Origin of the sequence: Pseudomonas sp. ok272 (genome assembly GCF_900109995.1) — a bacterium.
GTDB lineage: Bacteria > Pseudomonadota > Gammaproteobacteria > Pseudomonadales > Pseudomonadaceae > Aquipseudomonas.
Genome location: NZ_FOCB01000002.1, coordinates 544,312 through 559,911, shown reverse-complemented (window position 1 = coordinate 559,911; position 15,600 = coordinate 544,312). Strand labels below are relative to the sequence as shown.

12 protein-coding genes are annotated in these 15,600 nt (G+C 62.7%); 9 read left to right on the top strand and 3 right to left on the bottom strand.

The features are described from left to right. The first annotated feature begins 167 nt into the window (after nucleotides 1-167). From BMW74_RS05535 to BMW74_RS05520, 4 genes are all read left to right on the top strand, one after another. Nucleotides 168-641, top strand: coding sequence for a MarR family winged helix-turn-helix transcriptional regulator (locus BMW74_RS05535; protein ID WP_093414741.1), 474 nt, complete (start codon nucleotides 168-170; stop codon nucleotides 639-641). Then, entirely contained in the window at nucleotides 638-2,113 is a 1,476-nt protein-coding gene (locus BMW74_RS05530) for an efflux transporter outer membrane subunit (RefSeq protein WP_093414738.1), read from the top strand. Before BMW74_RS05535 ends, BMW74_RS05530 begins: the two co-directional genes overlap by 4 nt. 15 nt (nucleotides 2,114-2,128) lie before the next feature. Then, nucleotides 2,129-3,331 carry an HlyD/EmrA/EmrK family protein gene (locus tag BMW74_RS05525; RefSeq protein WP_093414735.1) on the top strand — a complete coding sequence of 401 codons (1,203 nt, stop codon included), beginning with the start codon at nucleotides 2,129-2,131 and terminating at the stop codon, nucleotides 3,329-3,331. Nucleotides 3,332-3,396: 65 nt separating this feature from the next. Next, a complete protein-coding gene (locus tag BMW74_RS05520; RefSeq protein WP_093414734.1) occupies nucleotides 3,397-4,929 on the top strand; it encodes a DHA2 family efflux MFS transporter permease subunit in 1,533 nt (510 codons plus the stop codon). Between the two features lie 308 nt (nucleotides 4,930-5,237). Here BMW74_RS05520 and lpxH read toward each other — a convergent pair whose 3' ends face one another. Both lpxH and BMW74_RS05510 read right to left on the bottom strand, forming a co-directional pair. After that, nucleotides 5,238-5,990 carry a UDP-2,3-diacylglucosamine diphosphatase gene (gene lpxH / locus BMW74_RS05515; protein WP_093414728.1) on the bottom strand — a complete coding sequence of 251 codons (753 nt, stop codon included), beginning with the start codon at nucleotides 5,988-5,990 and terminating at the stop codon, nucleotides 5,238-5,240. Further along, on the bottom strand, nucleotides 5,987-6,490 hold the full coding sequence (locus BMW74_RS05510; RefSeq protein ID WP_093414725.1) for a peptidylprolyl isomerase: 504 nt from the start codon (nucleotides 6,488-6,490) through the stop codon (nucleotides 5,987-5,989). Before BMW74_RS05510 ends, lpxH begins: the two co-directional genes overlap by 4 nt. A gap of 251 nt (nucleotides 6,491-6,741) precedes the next feature. Here BMW74_RS05510 and BMW74_RS05500 point away from each other — a divergent pair, with 251 nt between their 5' ends. Together BMW74_RS05500 and cysS are read left to right on the top strand one after the other, a co-directional pair. Then, nucleotides 6,742-8,439, top strand: a complete 1,698-nt coding sequence (locus BMW74_RS05500; RefSeq protein WP_093414719.1) for a glutamine--tRNA ligase/YqeY domain fusion protein — start codon at nucleotides 6,742-6,744, stop codon at nucleotides 8,437-8,439. 15 nt (nucleotides 8,440-8,454) lie between these two features. Further along, nucleotides 8,455-9,837: a cysteine--tRNA ligase gene (gene cysS / locus BMW74_RS05495; protein WP_093414716.1), complete on the top strand. Its 1,383-nt coding sequence runs from the start codon at nucleotides 8,455-8,457 to the stop codon at nucleotides 9,835-9,837. A gap of 603 nt (nucleotides 9,838-10,440) precedes the next feature. Here the strand turns inward: cysS and BMW74_RS05490 are convergent. Next, nucleotides 10,441-12,273, bottom strand: coding sequence for a sigma-54-dependent Fis family transcriptional regulator (locus BMW74_RS05490; RefSeq protein ID WP_093414713.1), 1,833 nt, complete (start codon nucleotides 12,271-12,273; stop codon nucleotides 10,441-10,443). Between the two features lie 271 nt (nucleotides 12,274-12,544). On the opposite strand from BMW74_RS05490, the gene BMW74_RS05485 reads away from it, so the two are divergent. The 3 genes from BMW74_RS05485 to BMW74_RS05475 are packed head-to-tail and all read left to right on the top strand — an operon-like array spanning nucleotide 12,545 to nucleotide 15,599. After that, nucleotides 12,545-13,639 (top strand): ABC transporter ATP-binding protein, encoded by a 1,095-nt coding sequence (locus tag BMW74_RS05485; RefSeq protein WP_093414710.1) that lies wholly within the window; start codon nucleotides 12,545-12,547, stop codon nucleotides 13,637-13,639. After that, nucleotides 13,639-14,736: an ABC transporter ATP-binding protein gene (locus BMW74_RS05480; protein ID WP_093414708.1), complete on the top strand. Its 1,098-nt coding sequence runs from the start codon at nucleotides 13,639-13,641 to the stop codon at nucleotides 14,734-14,736. The genes BMW74_RS05485 and BMW74_RS05480 overlap by 1 nt, the downstream gene beginning before the upstream one ends. Then, entirely contained in the window at nucleotides 14,733-15,599 is an 867-nt protein-coding gene (locus BMW74_RS05475) for a carbohydrate ABC transporter permease (protein ID WP_093414706.1), read from the top strand. Before BMW74_RS05480 ends, BMW74_RS05475 begins: the two co-directional genes overlap by 4 nt. The last annotated feature ends 1 nt before the right edge of the window (nucleotide 15,600 follow it).

The window sequence follows — 15,600 nt, the reverse complement described above, 5'->3', positions numbered from 1 at the left end:
CGAGCAGGCTCGCTCCCACAGGTTCAACGAGAGCCCTGTGGGAGCGAGCCTGCTCGCGAAGGCATCCCGATAAATTACAAAGCTTGCTAACTATTCATTTGACATTAGCTGCCTAGGCAGTAACATCTTGTCACATAGTCTCTGCCTAGGCAGTCAATGGTGACCCGATGAAGCATTTCTCCCCGGACAACTTTCGAAACTGTCATCTCGGCCTGTTGCTGGGTCGCGCGGCCTTGCTCAAGGACCGGATCATCGACACGCACATGGAGCCCCACGGCATTACCGCCGCGCAGTTCAAGGTGCTGATCATCCTGGCCCAGTACGGCGTCGATACCCCGGCGGAGTTGTGCCGCCACCTGTCCCTGGACAGCGGCTCGATGACGCGCATGCTGGACCGCCTCGAACACAAAGACCTGCTGGCGCGCAAACGTTGTGATGAGGATCGGCGCCTGGTGCGGCTGGTGCTGACCCCTGAGGGCCAGGTGCTCGCCGACCAACTGCCGGAGATTGGTGTCAACGCGATGAACCAACTGGCCGGCGCGCTCGACGCCCAAGAGCTGCAAACCCTGGAACACATCCTGAAGAAGATTTTGCTGGCCGCCGGTGATCCGATCACCGTGTTGCGGGTAGGTGACCAATGAGCAGTAAAACCTTGCGTGTCCGCCTGGGTCTGGTGCTGCTGGCCATGAGCCTGGCCGGTTGCGCCAATTACAGCGGCCTGGATACCCAGGGCGTGAGGCTGGACGCCACGTCCCTCCAGGCGGGGCAATCGCTGGGCGGCGTTACCTTGTCGCCCGCGGCCTGGCCGAGCAGTGACTGGTGGCAAAGCCTTGGCGACCCGCAACTCGACGGCCTGATCCGCGAGGCCCTGCGCGACAGCCCAGACATGCAGATCGCCAGTGCCCGTGCCCACCAAGCCGCAGCGGCGGCGGGTGCTGCCGATGCCGCGCGGATGCCGACCCTCGATGCCAGTGCCGGTATCCGTCGTGAACGACTGGCCCAGTATCAGGACCCGACCTTGCAGGGCGACCGCTACGACACCATGCGCCACCTGGGCGCCACCTTCAATTACACCTTCGACCTGTGGGGCGGCCAGCGTGATACCTGGGAGGCCGCGCTGGGCCAGGCCCGGGCCGCCGAAGTCGACCGCCAGGCCGCGCAATTGACCCTCGCGGCCGATGTCGCCCGCGCCTACAGCAACCTGGGGCAGGCCCACATCATTCGCGACCTGGCCAACGAGGACCTCAAGCGGACCCAGCAATTGCGCGCCCTGAGCCAGCGTCGCCTGAGCGCCGGCATCGACAGCCAGTATCAATACCAGCAGAACGAAAGCCTGGAGGCCAGCGCCCAAGCCAGCCTGATCGATGCCGATAAAAAGCTGCAGAGCGCGAAAATCGCCCTGGCGGTGTTGCTCGGTAAAGGTCCGGACCGGGCCAATGACATCGCTCGTCCCACCGTGCTCCAGGCCAGCGCCGTGGCGTTGCCATCGGTACTGCCGGCCGAGTTGCTGGGGCGGCGCCCTGACCTGGTGGCCGCGCGCTGGCGGGTCGAGGCGGCGAGCAAAAGCATCGACGCCGGCAAGACCACCTTCTACCCCAACCTGAACCTGAGTGCCGCCGCCGGTGCCGAGTCGTTGCTGGGCAATGCGGTGTTCGGCAAGACCAGCCTCTTCATGAACATCGCGCCGACCCTCTCCCTGCCGATCTTCGACGGTGGCCGCTTGCGCGCCAGCCTCGATGCCAAGGACGCCGACTACGACCTGGCAGTGGCGCAATACAACAAAAGCCTGGTCAAGGCGCTGGGGGATGTCAGTGACAGCATCTCCCAGTTGCGTGACATCGAGCGGCAGATTGGCGCCCAGCAACGCGCGACCGATATCGCCCAGGACTCCTACAACACGGTGGTCCAGCGCTACGGCTCCGGCATCGGCAACTACCTGGACGTGCTCAGCATCGAGCAACAGTTGCTGGCCGCCCAACGGCAGTTGGCCAACTTGAATGGCGAGCAGATCGACCTGTCGATTCAACTGATGCAGGCATTGGGCGGCGGGTTCCACGCCGACGCCATCGCCACGGCCCAATCATCCCCAGCGCCTGCCACGCTGAATCATTAATTCAAGGTATTCGTCATGGCTACTGTCCACACTACACCGACCCCCGAAACCCCCCGGGAAACGGCCAAACCCGGCAAGCGTAAATTCATGCTGCTGGTGCTGGCGCTGCTGGTGATCCTGGGTGGCGTTGCCGTCTGGGGCTGGCACACGCTGTATGGCCGTTGGAGCGAAAGCACCGACGACGCCTACGTCAACGGCAACGTGGTGGCGATCACACCGTTGGTGACCGGCACTGTGATTAGCATCGGTGCCGATGATGGCGACCTGGTCCATGAAGGCCAGGTGCTGATCAACTTCGATCCCAGCGACGCCGAGGTCGGCCTGCAAAGTGCCCAGGCCAACCTGGCGCGCACCGTGCGCCAGGTCCGCGGCTTGTACAGCAATGTCGATGGCATGAAAGCCCAGGTCAACGCGCAGAAAGTCGCGGTGCAAAAGGCCCAGGACAACGTCAATCGCCGCAAGAACCTGGCGGCGGGCGGGGCGATTTCCCAGGAAGAGTTGTCCCATGCCCGGGATGACCTGACCTCGGCGCAAAACGCCCTGGCCAACGCCGAACAGCAATTCAAGACCAGCAGCGCGCTGGTGGACGACACCGTGGTGTCGTCCCACCCGGACGTGCAGGCCGCCGCCGCCCAGTTGCGCCAGGCGTACCTGAACAAGGCCCGCAGCACCCTGATCGCGCCGGTCACGGGCTATGTCGCCAAGCGCACCGTGCAACTGGGGCAGCGGGTCCAGCCGGGCACCGCCTTGATGGCGGTCATCCCCCTGGATCAGTTGTGGATCGACGCCAACTTCAAGGAAACCCAACTGCGTGAGATGCGCATCGGCCAGCCGGTGGACATCGAGGCCGATCTCTACGGCAGCGGCGTGAAGTACAGCGGCACCATCGACAGCCTGGGTGCCGGTACCGGCAGCGCATTTGCCTTGCTGCCCGCGCAGAACGCCACGGGCAACTGGATCAAGATCGTGCAGCGGGTGCCGGTGCGCATTCACATCAACCCCGCGGAGCTGGCCGAACACCCTTTGCGCGTAGGCCTGTCGACCGTGGTCAACGTCGACCTGCGCGACCAGAGTGGCCCGGTGCTGGCGCAGCAGCCGCCGCAAAAGGCCTCGTTCAGCACCAACATTTACGATCAACAGTTGGTCGATGCCGACGCGATGATTGTCCGCCTGATCCACGACAACAGTTCGGCCCTGAGCAAAACCGCACAGCGCTGATTCGCCAATCCGTTCGCCGCGCCGCCTGATCGGCGCGGCATCCGCCAAGCTCCAAAGGATTCGCGATGAGCCAAAACGCGTCTTTTACGCCGCCCAGCCTGCTGCTCAGCACCATTGGCCTGTCGCTGGCGACCTTCATGCAGGTGCTCGACACCACCATCGCCAACGTGGCCTTGCCGACCATTTCCGGCAACCTGGGGGTCAGTTCCGAGCAGGGCACTTGGGTCATTACCTCATTTGCGGTGAGCAACGCGATTGCTTTGCCGCTGACCGGCTGGCTGAGCCGACGCTTCGGCGAGGTGAAGCTGTTTGTCTGGGCCACGTTGTTGTTCGTGGTGGCCTCGTTCCTGTGCGGAATTGCCAGGTCGATGCCCGAGCTGGTGGGCTTCCGCGTCCTGCAGGGACTGGTGGCGGGGCCGTTGTACCCGATGACCCAGACCTTGCTGATTGCGGTCTATCCCCCGGCCAGGCGAGGCATGGCCCTGGCGTTGCTGGCGATGGTCACGGTGGTCGCGCCGATTGCCGGGCCGATTCTCGGCGGCTGGATCACCGACAGTTACAGCTGGCCGTGGATTTTTTTCATCAACGTGCCGATTGGCTTGTTCGCGGCGTGGGTCGTGACCCAGCAGCTGAAAAAGCGCCCGGTGGTCACCCTTCGCCAGCCGATGGACTACATCGGCCTGATTGCCTTGATCATCGGCGTCGGCGCCTTGCAGATTGTCCTCGACAAGGGTAACGATGCCGACTGGTTCGAATCCAACTTCATCATTATCGGCTCCGTTATCTCGGTGGTTGCCTTGGCGTTCTTCATCATCTGGGAAATGACCGATGAGCACCCGGTGGTCAACTTGCGCCTGTTCGCCCACCGTAACTTTCGCTACGGCACCATCGTGTTGGTGCTGGGCTACGCCGGCTTCTTTGGGATCAACCTGATCCTGCCGCAATGGCTGCAGACGCGCCTGGGCTACACCGCGACCTGGGCCGGCTTTGCCGTGGCGCCGCTGGGGATCCTGCCGGTGTTGCTGTCGCCGTTTGTCGGCAAATACGCGCCGCGGTTCGACATGCGGGTGCTGGCGGGGCTGGCGTTCCTGGCCATCGGCATGAGTTGCTTCATGCGCGCCGGGTTCACCAATGAGGTGGACTTCCAGCGCATCGCCCTGGTGCAACTGTTCATGGGTATCGGTGTGGCGCTGTTCTTCATGCCGACCCTGACGATCCTGCTGTCGGACCTGCCGCCGCACCAGATCGCCGACGGTTCGGGCCTGGCCACGTTCCTGCGCACATTGGGTGGCAGCTTCGCCGCGTCGCTGACCACCTGGATCTGGATCCGCCGCGCCGACCAGCATCACGCGTACTTGAATGAAAGCCTGACCCCGTTCGACCCGGCGACCCGCGAGGCGCTGAACCAGTTGGGCGGGGCCGGGGTGAAGGCCTATACGCAACTGGACCAGACAGTGATCAGTCAGGCGTACATCATGTCCACGGTGGACTACTTCACCCTGATGGGCTGGATGTTCATGGGCTTGATCTTGATCGTCTGGCTGGCCAAGCCACCGTTCACCGCGAAGGCAGGGCCGGCGGCGTCTGCCGGGCATTGATCGAGAAAGCCGGTGATGCCCACTGTGGGAGCGAGCCTGCTCGCGAAAAAGGGTCTGTCGGTTGACTGAAATGTCGACTGATATGACGCCTTCGCGGGCAAGCCCGCTCCCACCCTGGTCCACGGCGAACACACATCCGGGGGCAGCTCAATTCCTTGTAGGAGCGAGGCTTGCCCGCGAAGGCGGTAAGTCTGGCGACATCGATGTTGAATGGGCTGGCCGGTTCGCGGGCAAGCCTCGCTCCTACGGGCTCAACCCAGATTCATGGCTAAGACAGTTGCTACCACAAGGGGGTGGGTGTTTGGCTGTTAAGGGGCAGACAACGCCAATTGCGGTGGCGGCACGAAGGCGAACGGCGCCAGCGCAAATCCTTGCTCGTCCACCTGCAGCGCCCAGCCTTGCTTGTCCCAATCCCCCAGCACGATGCGCCGGGCGGCCTGGTCGCCGATCTGCAGCTTGTGGATGGCGGGGCGGTGGGTGTGGCCATGGACCAGGGTCTTGACCCCGTAGTGCTGCATGATCCGCGGGACATCCACGGGGGTCACGTCGACAATGTCGTTGGCCTTCATGCGGGTCTGCGTACGACTTTCATTACGCAGCTTGCGCGCCAGCGTGCGCCGCGTGCCCAAGGGCAGGTGACGCAGGATGAACAGGGTGACGGGGTTGCGCAGGTAGCGACGCAGCTTCATGTAGCCAACGTCACGGGTGCACAGGCTGTCGCCGTGCATCAATAACACCGGTTCGCCGTAGAACTCGACGACACTCGGGTCCTTGAGCAGGGTGCAGCCCGCCGCCTTGCAGAACGCCTTGCCCAACAGGAAGTCGCGATTGCCGTGCATCAGGAAAATGGCCGTGCCGCTGTCGCTGAGTTCGCGCAGGGCTTGGCAGATGGAGCGCTGGAAGGGAGTCATGGCGTCATCGCCAATCCACACCTCGAAAAAGTCGCCCAGGATGTACAACGCACTCGCCGAGCGGGCGCGCGTGGCGAGCAGATCCAGAAACGCCCGGGTGATGTCCGGGCGCTCCTCTTCCAGATGTAAGTCTGAAATCAGCAGTATCACTCAATGATCTCGGCTTTCTCGATGATCACGTCGTCTGCTGGCACGTCCTGGTGGCCGGCCTTGGACGTGGTGCTCACGCCTTTGATCTTGTCGACCACGTCGGTGCCGGCGATGACTTTGGCGAATACCGCGTAGCCCCAGCCCTGGACGTTCTTGCCGCTGTGGTTCAGGAAGCTGTTGTCAGCCACGTTGATGAAGAACTGCGCGGAGGCCGAATGCGGCTCCATGGTGCGGGCCATGGCCACGGTGTACTTGTCGTTGGAAAGACCGTTGTCCGCTTCGTTCTGGATGCTTGGGCGCTTGTCTTTCTTTTCTTTCATGCCCGGCTCGAAACCGCCGCCCTGGATCATGAAGTTGCCGATGACGCGGTGGAATACGGTGTTTTCGTAATGGCCGGCCTTAACGTACTCGATGAAGTTGGCCACGGTGATCGGGGCTTTCTCGGCGTTCAGTTCCAGGACGATGTCGCCATGGTTGGTGGTCAATTTGACTTGAGTCATGTTCGCTACTCTTCTAAGGAATTCGTGGGTTTCGGGGCCGTTGGGCCCAAAATCCGGGTTGGCCGCGTCGGCCAAGCTGCGCAGTTTAGCGTGCCGGCGGCGAATTTCGAGGCTGTTTTTACAATCAGGTCGATTAAAGGCAGCTGTTTTAAGGGGCTGCTCTGTCAGGTGCTTGACGGCATCGGCTATGATAGCGGCTTTGTTTTGTCCGGCCTTCATGAAGGCCACGCACTTGTACGTCCAAGGATCCTATGAGCAAGCCCACTGTCGACCCTACCTCGAATTCCAAGACTGGCCCTGCCGTGCCGGTCAATTTCCTGCGCCCGATCATCCAGGCGGACCTGGACTCGGGTAAGCACACGCAGATCGTCACTCGGTTCCCGCCTGAGCCCAACGGCTACCTGCACATCGGCCACGCCAAGTCGATCTGTGTGAACTTCGGCCTGGCCCAGGAGTTCGGTGGCGTCACGCACCTGCGTTTCGACGACACCAACCCGGCCAAGGAAGACCAGGAATACATCGACGCCATCGAAAGCGACGTCAAGTGGCTGGGTTTCCAGTGGTCCGGCGAAGTGCGTTACGCCTCGCAATACTTCGACCAGTTGCACGACTGGGCCGTTGAGCTGATCAAGGCCGGCAAGGCCTACGTCGACGACCTGACCCCCGAGCAGGCCAAGGAATACCGTGGCAGCCTGACCGAGCCGGGCAAGAACAGCCCGTTCCGCGATCGCAGCATCGAGGAGAACCTGGACTGGTTCGCCCGCATGAAGGCCGGTGAGTTCCAGGACGGCGCACGCGTGCTGCGGGCCAAGATCGACATGGCCTCGCCGAACATGAACCTGCGCGACCCGATCATGTACCGCATCCGCCACGCCCATCACCACCAGACCGGCGACACCTGGTGCATCTACCCGAACTACGACTTCACCCACGGTCAGTCGGACGCCATCGAAGGCATCACCCACTCGATCTGCACCCTGGAGTTCGAAAGCCATCGTCCGCTGTACGAGTGGTTCCTCGACAGCCTGCCGGTGCCGGCGCACCCGCGCCAGTACGAGTTCAGCCGCCTGAACCTCAACTACACCATCACCAGCAAGCGCAAGCTCAAGCAACTGGTGGACGAGCAGCACGTCCACGGTTGGGATGACCCGCGCATGTCGACGCTGTCGGGCTTCCGCCGTCGTGGCTACACGCCGAAATCGATCCGCAACTTCTGCGACATGATCGGCACCAACCGTTCCGACGGCGTGGTCGACTTCGGCATGCTCGAATTCAGCATCCGCGACGACCTCGACCACAGCGCCCCGCGCGCCATGTGCGTGCTGCGTCCGCTGAAAGTCGTGATCACCAACTATCCGGAAGGCCAGGTCGAGAACCTCGAACTGCCGTGCCACCCCAAGGAAGACATGGGCGTGCGCGTCCTGCCATTCGCTCGCGAGATCTACATCGATCGCGAAGACTTCATGGAAGAGCCGCCAAAGGGCTACAAGCGCCTGGAACCGGCCGGCGAAGTGCGCCTGCGTGGCAGCTATGTGATCCGCGCCGACGAAGCGATCAAGGACGCCGACGGCAACATCGTCGAGCTGCATTGCTCCTACGACCCGGACACCCTGGGCAAGAACCCGGAAGGGCGCAAGGTCAAGGGCGTGGTGCACTGGGTGCCGGCCGCCGCCAGCGTCGAGTGCGAAGTGCGCCTGTACGATCGCCTGTTCCGTTCGGCCAACCCGGAGAAGGCCGAAGACAGCGCCAGCTTCCTGGATAACATCAACCCTGACTCCCTGCAGGTGCTCACCGGTTGTCGTGCCGAGCCATCGCTTGGCAACGCCATGCCGGAAGACCGTTTCCAGTTCGAGCGCGAAGGTTACTTCTGTGCGGATATCAAGGACTCGAAACCTGGTCAGCCGGTGTTCAACCGTACCGTGACCCTGCGTGACTCCTGGGGCCAGTGATTCAAGGATTCTGACGTGCTAACGATCTACAACACGCTCACCAAGAGCAAAGAAGTGTTCAAGCCGCTCGATGGCAACAATGTGCGCATGTACGTGTGCGGCATGACCGTGTACGACTATTGCCACATTGGCCATGGTCGCAGCATGGTGGCCTTCGACCTGGTGACCCGATGGTTGCGCTTCAGCGGTTATAACCTGACCTACGTGCGCAACATCACCGACATCGAAGACAAGATCATCAATCGGGCGCGGGAGAACGGCGAGCCGTTCGACGTGCTGACCGAGCGCATGATCACTGCGATGCATGAGGATGAGGCGCGCCTCAACATCCTCAAGCCGGACATGGAACCGCGTGCCACCGACCATATCCCGGGCATGCTGAGCATGATCCAGACCCTGATCGACAAGGGCTACGCCTATGCCCCGGGCAATGGCGACGTGTACTACCGCGTCGCCAAGTTCATGGGTTACGGCAAGCTGTCGCGCAAGAAGATCGAAGACCTGCGCATCGGTGCGCGGATCGAAGTCGACGAAGCCAAGCAGGACCCGCTGGACTTCGTGCTGTGGAAGGCCACCAAGCCAGGCGAGCCGAGCTGGGAGTCGCCGTGGGGCGCCGGGCGTCCGGGCTGGCATATTGAGTGCTCGGTGATGTCGACCTGCTGCCTGGGCGAGACCTTCGACATTCATGGCGGCGGCAGCGACCTTGAGTTCCCGCACCACGAGAACGAAATCGCCCAGAGCGAAGCGGCTACCGGCAAGACTTACGCCAACGCGTGGATGCATTGCGGCATGATTCGCATCAATGGCGAGAAGATGTCCAAGTCCTTGAACAACTTCTTCACCATCCGCGACGTGCTGGAAAAGTACCACCCGGAAGTCGTGCGTTACCTGCTGGTGTCGAGCCACTACCGCAGCGCCATCAACTACTCGGAAGACAACCTCAAGGACGCCAAGGGCGCCCTGGAGCGTTTCTACCACGCGTTGAAAGGCCTGCCGAGCGTGGCCCCGGCGGGCGGCGAAGCCTTTGTCGAACGCTTCACCCAGGTGATGAACGACGACTTCGGCACCCCTGAAGCCTGCGCCGTGCTGTTCGAAATGGTGCGCGAGATCAACCGCCTGCGCGACAGCGATCTCGACGCGGCGGCCGGTCTGGCGGCACGTCTCAAAGAGCTGGCCAGCGTGCTGGGCGTGTTGCAGCTTGAAGCCGAGGACTTCCTGCAAGCCGGCGCCGAAGGGCGTGTCGATGCCGCTGAAGTCGATGCCTTGATTGCGGCGCGCCTGGCAGCGCGTGCCGGCAAGGACTGGGCCGAGTCCGACCGCATCCGCGACCAGCTCACCGCCATGGGCGTGGTGCTGGAAGACGGCAAGGGCGGCACGACCTGGCGCTTGGCTGACTGATAGCGTCGCTCGCTACAAACAAAACCCGCCGTGTGCGGGTTTTTGTTTTCAGCGGTTGCGGGTGGTTCTGAGTGGACAGGGCTGACGTCTTCGCGGGCAAGCCTCGCTCCTACGGGCTCAACCCAGATTCCTACTCGCGATGGCGGTGACGAGCGGCATGGCTAAGACAGTTGCTCCCACCCGGATCGTCGGTGCGACACACATCCGCTGCCCAACCCCAATCCCCTGTGGGAGCGAGCCCGCTCGCGACAGCGGGGTGTCAGCCGGCATTGATGTTGACTGTGCCGGCCTCTTCGCGGGCAGGCCCGCTCCCACCCTGGTCCACGGCGAACACACATCCGGGGAGCAGCTCAATTCCTTGTAGGAGCGAGGCCGCGAAGGCGGTACGTCTGACGACATCGATGTTGAATGGGCTGGCCGGTTCGCGGGCAAGCCTCGCTCCTACGGGCTCAACCCAGATTCCTACTCGCGATGGCGGTGACGAGCGGCATGGCTAAGAGAGTTGCTCCCACCCGGATCGTCGGTGTGACACACATCCGGTGCCCAACCCCAATCCCCTGTGGGAGCGGGCTTGCCCGCGAAGGGGTCAGTTCGGTCATTGTGTCATTCAGCCTGCCGCAGTCGCTTGTACAGGGTATTGCGGCTCACCCCCAGCCGCCGCGCCAGGTGGGAGATATTGCCGCCGGCGGCCTGCAACTGTTGGTGCAAATCCTCGGCATCATTCAAGTCCATGGCCACGGGTTCGGCGGTTGCCAGCGGGTCCATCTCCAGGTCGACAAAAAAATCATCGGGTAAATGCTTGGCCTGGATCGGCTGGTCCTCGGCCATGGCCAGCGCCACCTGGATCACGCTGCTGACCTGGCGCAGGTTGCCCGGCCACGGATGGCGGGCGAACAGGGCCAGCACCTCCGGGCTCAAGCCGGCCCATTGGGTGGGCTCGCGGTGTTGTTGCCACAGGCGCTTGAACAGCGCCGGCTTGTCCGTGCGTTCGCGCAGGGGCGGCAGTTCCAGCGGCAAGCCGCCGATGCGGTAGTAGAGGTCTTCGCGAAAGCGCCCCAGTTGTACCTGTTCCCGCAGCGAACGATTGGTGGCCGAGATGATGCGGATGTCGACGGCGAACAGTTCGCCGCTGCCCACCGGCTGCACGCATCGCTCCTGCAGCACCCGCAGCAGCCGGGCTTGGGTCGGCAGGGGCATGTCGCCGATTTCGTCGAGGAACAGCGTGCCTTTGTCCGCCTTGCGGATCAGGCCGATGCTGCCTTTCTGGTTGGCGCCGGTGAACGCGCCTTTCTCGTAGCCAAACAGCTCGGACTCCACCAGTTCGGCGGGGATCGCCGCGCAGTTGACGGCAATCAGTGCTTGTTTGCTGCGTGAGCTGGCTTGATGCAGGGCCTTGACGAAGACTTCCTTGCCGACGCCGGTTTCGCCGTGGATCAGCAGCGGAATGTCCTTCTCCAGCAGGCGCTCGGCCTGGCGCACGGCCTTTTCCACGCGGGCATCGCCAAAGTGCAGGGTGGCGAGGCTGATGGCTTCCGGCGCCGGGCTTGGCGGCTCGCTGAAGACCCTGGCCTGCACCGGTTGTTGCCGCGGGCGCTTGAGCAGGCAATGAAAACGATTGCTGCCGGCGGCTTGCAGGGCGAAGGGCAGGCCATCGGGTTGGTTGAGCAGTTCGCGCAAGGACACCTTGAACAGGCTCTCGATACTGACCCGTGACAGGCGCGTGCCCAGCAAGTTGTCGGCGCGGCGGTTGGCCGACAGCACCTGGCCACTCTCATCGATGATCAGCAGGCCGGCCCACTGGCTGTCCAGGTTGGCCAGGCCGGTGTTGAACACCAACTGGAAGTGATCGTCCTTGAACAGGTTGAGAATCAGCCGGTTCTCCACGGTCTGGCTCATCATCTTGACCATGCCCAGGGTGTGGTCGGGCGGCAGGTAGCTGTCGCTGGACACATCGAGCACGGCGATCACCTTGCGCTCGGCGTCGAAGATCGGCGCGGCGGAGCCGGTCATGAAGCGGTTGGCCTTGAGGAAGTGTTCATCGTGGGCAATGTGCACCGCCTGCTCGCAGATCAGCGCGGTGCCAATCGCGTTGGTGCCGCTGCATTGCTCGCGCCAACTGGCCCCGGCGCTGAAGCCACGGCTCAGGCCCGGCTCGATGAAGCGCTGGGTGCCCCAGGAGGTCAGCACCTGGCCCTGGTTGTCGGCCAGCATGATCAGGCAGTTGGAGTTGCTCAGAATGTTCTCGTAGTAGGGCAGCACTTCCTGGTGAGTGGTCTGCACCAGCGAGTGCTGGCTCTCCAGCAGGTGGGCGATGCCCTCGGCGGGCAGTTGGTCGAAGGCCGGCGGGCTCTGGTGATGCAGGCCAAAGGCGCGGCAGCGGGTCCAGGAGTCTTGAATGATGGCGTCGTGGGACTGTTTTGAGGCGGGCGCGGACATGCTGGGTCCTCTCGTTTTTATTGTTGTTCTGGCCCCACGGACGATGTCGCCACGGTCGAGGTGTGCCGGTTCAGTGTTGTTCACGTGTGTTCAAAGTCAAACCCGGGACTGTTCAATTGTTCACCCGCCGTTGTTCATTTGTGTTCAGTGCTGAACGCTAAATTTTCATACTTTTTATGAAACCCGAGCGAGATCAAGTGCTTGGGATTTTTGGCACGAATGTCGCTTTAGTGTTCCGGTCGCTTGACTCCAATAATAAAAAGGCCGAGCCATGTCATTAACCCTGGAGCACATCAGCCGCACCGTTGAGGGGCAGGCCTGGATCGTGGACGCCAACCTGCGCTTCGATCCCGGATCGTTCAATGTCCTGCTGGGGCGCACCCTGTCCGGCAAGACCAGCCTGATGCGCCTGATGGCGGGGCTGGACAAGCCTGACACGGGACGCATTCTGATGAACGGCGTCGATGTCACCCAGCGCCCGGTGCGCCAGCGCAACGTGTCGATGGTCTACCAGCAGTTCATCAACTACCCGACCATGACCGTGTTCGAAAACATCGCCTCGCCGCTGCGCCAGGCCGGGGTGGCCAATGAGCTTATCCAGAGCAAGGTGCTGGACACCGCGAAGATGCTGCGCATCGAGAAGTTCCTCCAGCGCTATCCACTGGAGTTGTCCGGCGGCCAGCAACAGCGCACGGCGATGGCCCGGGCATTGGTCAAGGACGCCGAGCTGATCCTGTTCGATGAACCGCTGGTCAACCTCGACTACAAGCTGCGCGAGGAGTTGCGCCAGGAGATGCGCGAGCTGTTCCAGGCGCGGCATACCATCGCCATCTACGCCACCACCGAACCCAATGAGGCCCTGGCCCTGGGCGGTACGACCACGATCCTGCACGAAGGTCGAGTAATCCAGAGCGGCAAGACCCCCGAGGTCTATCACCAGCCCCAAACGGAGCTGGCCGCCGAGCTGTTCTCCGAGCCGCCGATCAACCTGATGCCGGGGCGCATCAGCGGTAATGAAGTGAGCTTCGCCAATTTTGTGCACTTCCCGCTGAACGTCGACCTGCGCCCGGTGGGCGAGGGCGAGTTCCGCTTTGGGGTGCGCCCCAGCCATATTTCCCTGGTGCCCAGCAATGACGACGACCTGGAGCTGGCGGTGACCGTCGAGGTCGCGGAAATCAGCGGCTCGGAAACCTTCCTGCACGTGCGCAACGAGCATTTCCTGCTGGTGCTGCATTTGTCCGGGGTCCACGAGTACGACGTCGATGCGCCGATCCGCATCTACATCCCGACCCACAAACTGTTTGTGTTCGATGGCCAGGGGCGGCTGCTCCAGGCCCCGGGCCGGCGTATCGCGAGGGTTGCCTGATGGCCGAGATTCATTTGCACAACCTGGCCCACAGCTACAGCCGCACCCCGGCAGGGCCCGAGGATTATGCGATCCGCGCGATGAACCATGTCTGGGAGCAGGGCGGTGCCTACGCCTTGCTCGGGCCTTCGGGCTGCGGCAAGTCGACCTTGCTCAATATCATTTCCGGCCTGCTCAGCCCCTCCGAAGGCGAGGTGCTGTTCGACAACAAGGTGGTTAACCAACTGACCCCCGAGAAGCGCAACATCGCCCAGGTGTTCCAGTTCCCAGTGGTCTACGACACCATGACGGTGTTCGACAACCTGGCGTTCCCCTTGCGCAACCAGGGCATGGCCGAGGCGCAGATCCAGCGCAAGGTGCAGGAGATTGCCGAGGTCCTGGACTTGCAGGCGCTGCTGGGCAAGAAGGCGCGCAACCTCAGTGCCGACGAGAAGCAGAAAGTCTCGATGGGCCGTGGGCTGGTGCGCGATGACGTGTCGGCAATCTTGTTCGACGAGCCGCTGACGGTGATCGACCCGCACCTGAAGTGGAAGCTGCGGCGCAAGCTCAAGCAGATCCATGAGCAATTCAACATCACCATGGTCTACGTGACCCACGACCAACTCGAAGCCTCGACCTTCGCCGACAAGATCGCGGTGATGTACGGCGGGCAGATCGTCCAGTTCGGCACTCCCCGTGAGCTGTTCGAGCGGCCGAGCCATACCTTTGTCGGCTACTTCATCGGCAGCCCGGGGATGAACCTGATCGACGTCACGCCCCGGGCCGGCGGCGTCGGCTTTGGCGCCATCGACTTGCCGCTGTCCGAAGGCTTGCAGCGCAGCATCGAGGCCACGCCCTACAGGACCCTGAAAGTGGGGATCCGCCCGGAGTTCGTCCACGTCTGGGACGAACCCAATGAGGACGCGCTACAGGCGATGGTGGTCCATGTCGAAGACCTGGGCACCTACAAGATCCTGACCCTCGAACTGGATGGCACGCCGCTTAAGGTGCGCCTGGCCGAAGACAAGCCGGTGCCCCAGGGCACCGCGTCCATCAGCTTTCCGGCGCAGTGGCTGATGGTTTATGCCGATGACTACTGGCTAGAGGCGCAAGCATGAACAAGGTGCAGAACAACAAGGCCTGGTGGCTGGTGTTGCCGGTGTTCCTGCTGGTGGCGTTCAGTGCGGTGATCCCGATGATGACCGTGGTCAACTACTCGGTGCAGGACATCTTCGACCAGTCGAGCCGCTACTTCGTGGGCGCCGATTGGTACAAGCAGGTGCTGCTCGACCCACGCCTGCATGACTCGCTGCTGCGCCAGTTCATCTATTCGGCCTGCGTGCTGTTGATCGAAATCCCCCTGGGGATCGGCATCGCCCTGACCATGCCCACCAAGGGGCGCTGGTCGTCGCTGGTGCTGATCATCCTGGCCATTCCGCTGCTGATCCCGTGGAACGTGGTGGGCACGATCTGGCAGATCTTCGGCCGCGCCGACATTGGCTTGCTCGGGTCCACGCTCAACGCGATGGGCATCAGCTACAACTATGCCGCCAATACCATGGACGCCTGGGTCACGGTGCTGGTGATGGACGTGTGGCACTGGACCTCGCTGGTGGCGCTGCTGTGTTTCTCCGGGCTGCGCTCGATACCGGACGTGTACTACCAGGCGGCGCGGATCGACCGGGCGTCGAGTTGGGCGGTGTTTCGCCATATCCAGTTGCCCAAGCTCAAGAGCGTGCTGTTGATCGCGGTGATGCTGCGCTTCATGGACAGCTTCATGATCTACACCGAGCCGTTCGTGCTCACCGGCGGCGGGCCGGGCAACGCCACCACCTTCCTCAGCCAGACCCTGACGCAAATGGCCGTGGGCCAGTTCGACCTGGGGCCGGCCGCGGCGTTTTCCCTGGTGTACTTCCTGATCATCCTGTTGGTGTCGTGGCTGTTCTACACCGCCATGACCCACTCCGACGCCAACCGGTGAG

Excerpts from the sequence above, each read along its gene's own strand:
- BMW74_RS05535 (WP_093414741.1), top strand. The coding sequence starts at position 168 with ATGAAGCATTTCTCCCCGGACAACTTTCGAAACTGTCATCTCGGCCTG.
- BMW74_RS05475 (WP_093414706.1), top strand. The coding sequence starts at position 14,733 with ATGAACAAGGTGCAGAACAACAAGGCCTGGTGGCTGGTGTTGCCGGTG.
- BMW74_RS05480 (WP_093414708.1), top strand. The coding sequence starts at position 13,639 with ATGGCCGAGATTCATTTGCACAACCTGGCCCACAGCTACAGCCGCACC.
- BMW74_RS05525 (WP_093414735.1), top strand. The coding sequence starts at position 2,129 with ATGGCTACTGTCCACACTACACCGACCCCCGAAACCCCCCGGGAAACG.
- BMW74_RS05520 (WP_093414734.1), top strand. The coding sequence starts at position 3,397 with ATGAGCCAAAACGCGTCTTTTACGCCGCCCAGCCTGCTGCTCAGCACC.
- BMW74_RS05530 (WP_093414738.1), top strand. The coding sequence starts at position 638 with ATGAGCAGTAAAACCTTGCGTGTCCGCCTGGGTCTGGTGCTGCTGGCC.
- BMW74_RS05490 (WP_093414713.1), bottom strand. The coding sequence starts at position 12,273 with ATGTCCGCGCCCGCCTCAAAACAGTCCCACGACGCCATCATTCAAGAC.
- BMW74_RS05510 (WP_093414725.1), bottom strand. The coding sequence starts at position 6,490 with ATGACTCAAGTCAAATTGACCACCAACCATGGCGACATCGTCCTGGAA.
- BMW74_RS05485 (WP_093414710.1), top strand. The coding sequence starts at position 12,545 with ATGTCATTAACCCTGGAGCACATCAGCCGCACCGTTGAGGGGCAGGCC.
- BMW74_RS05500 (WP_093414719.1), top strand. The coding sequence starts at position 6,742 with ATGAGCAAGCCCACTGTCGACCCTACCTCGAATTCCAAGACTGGCCCT.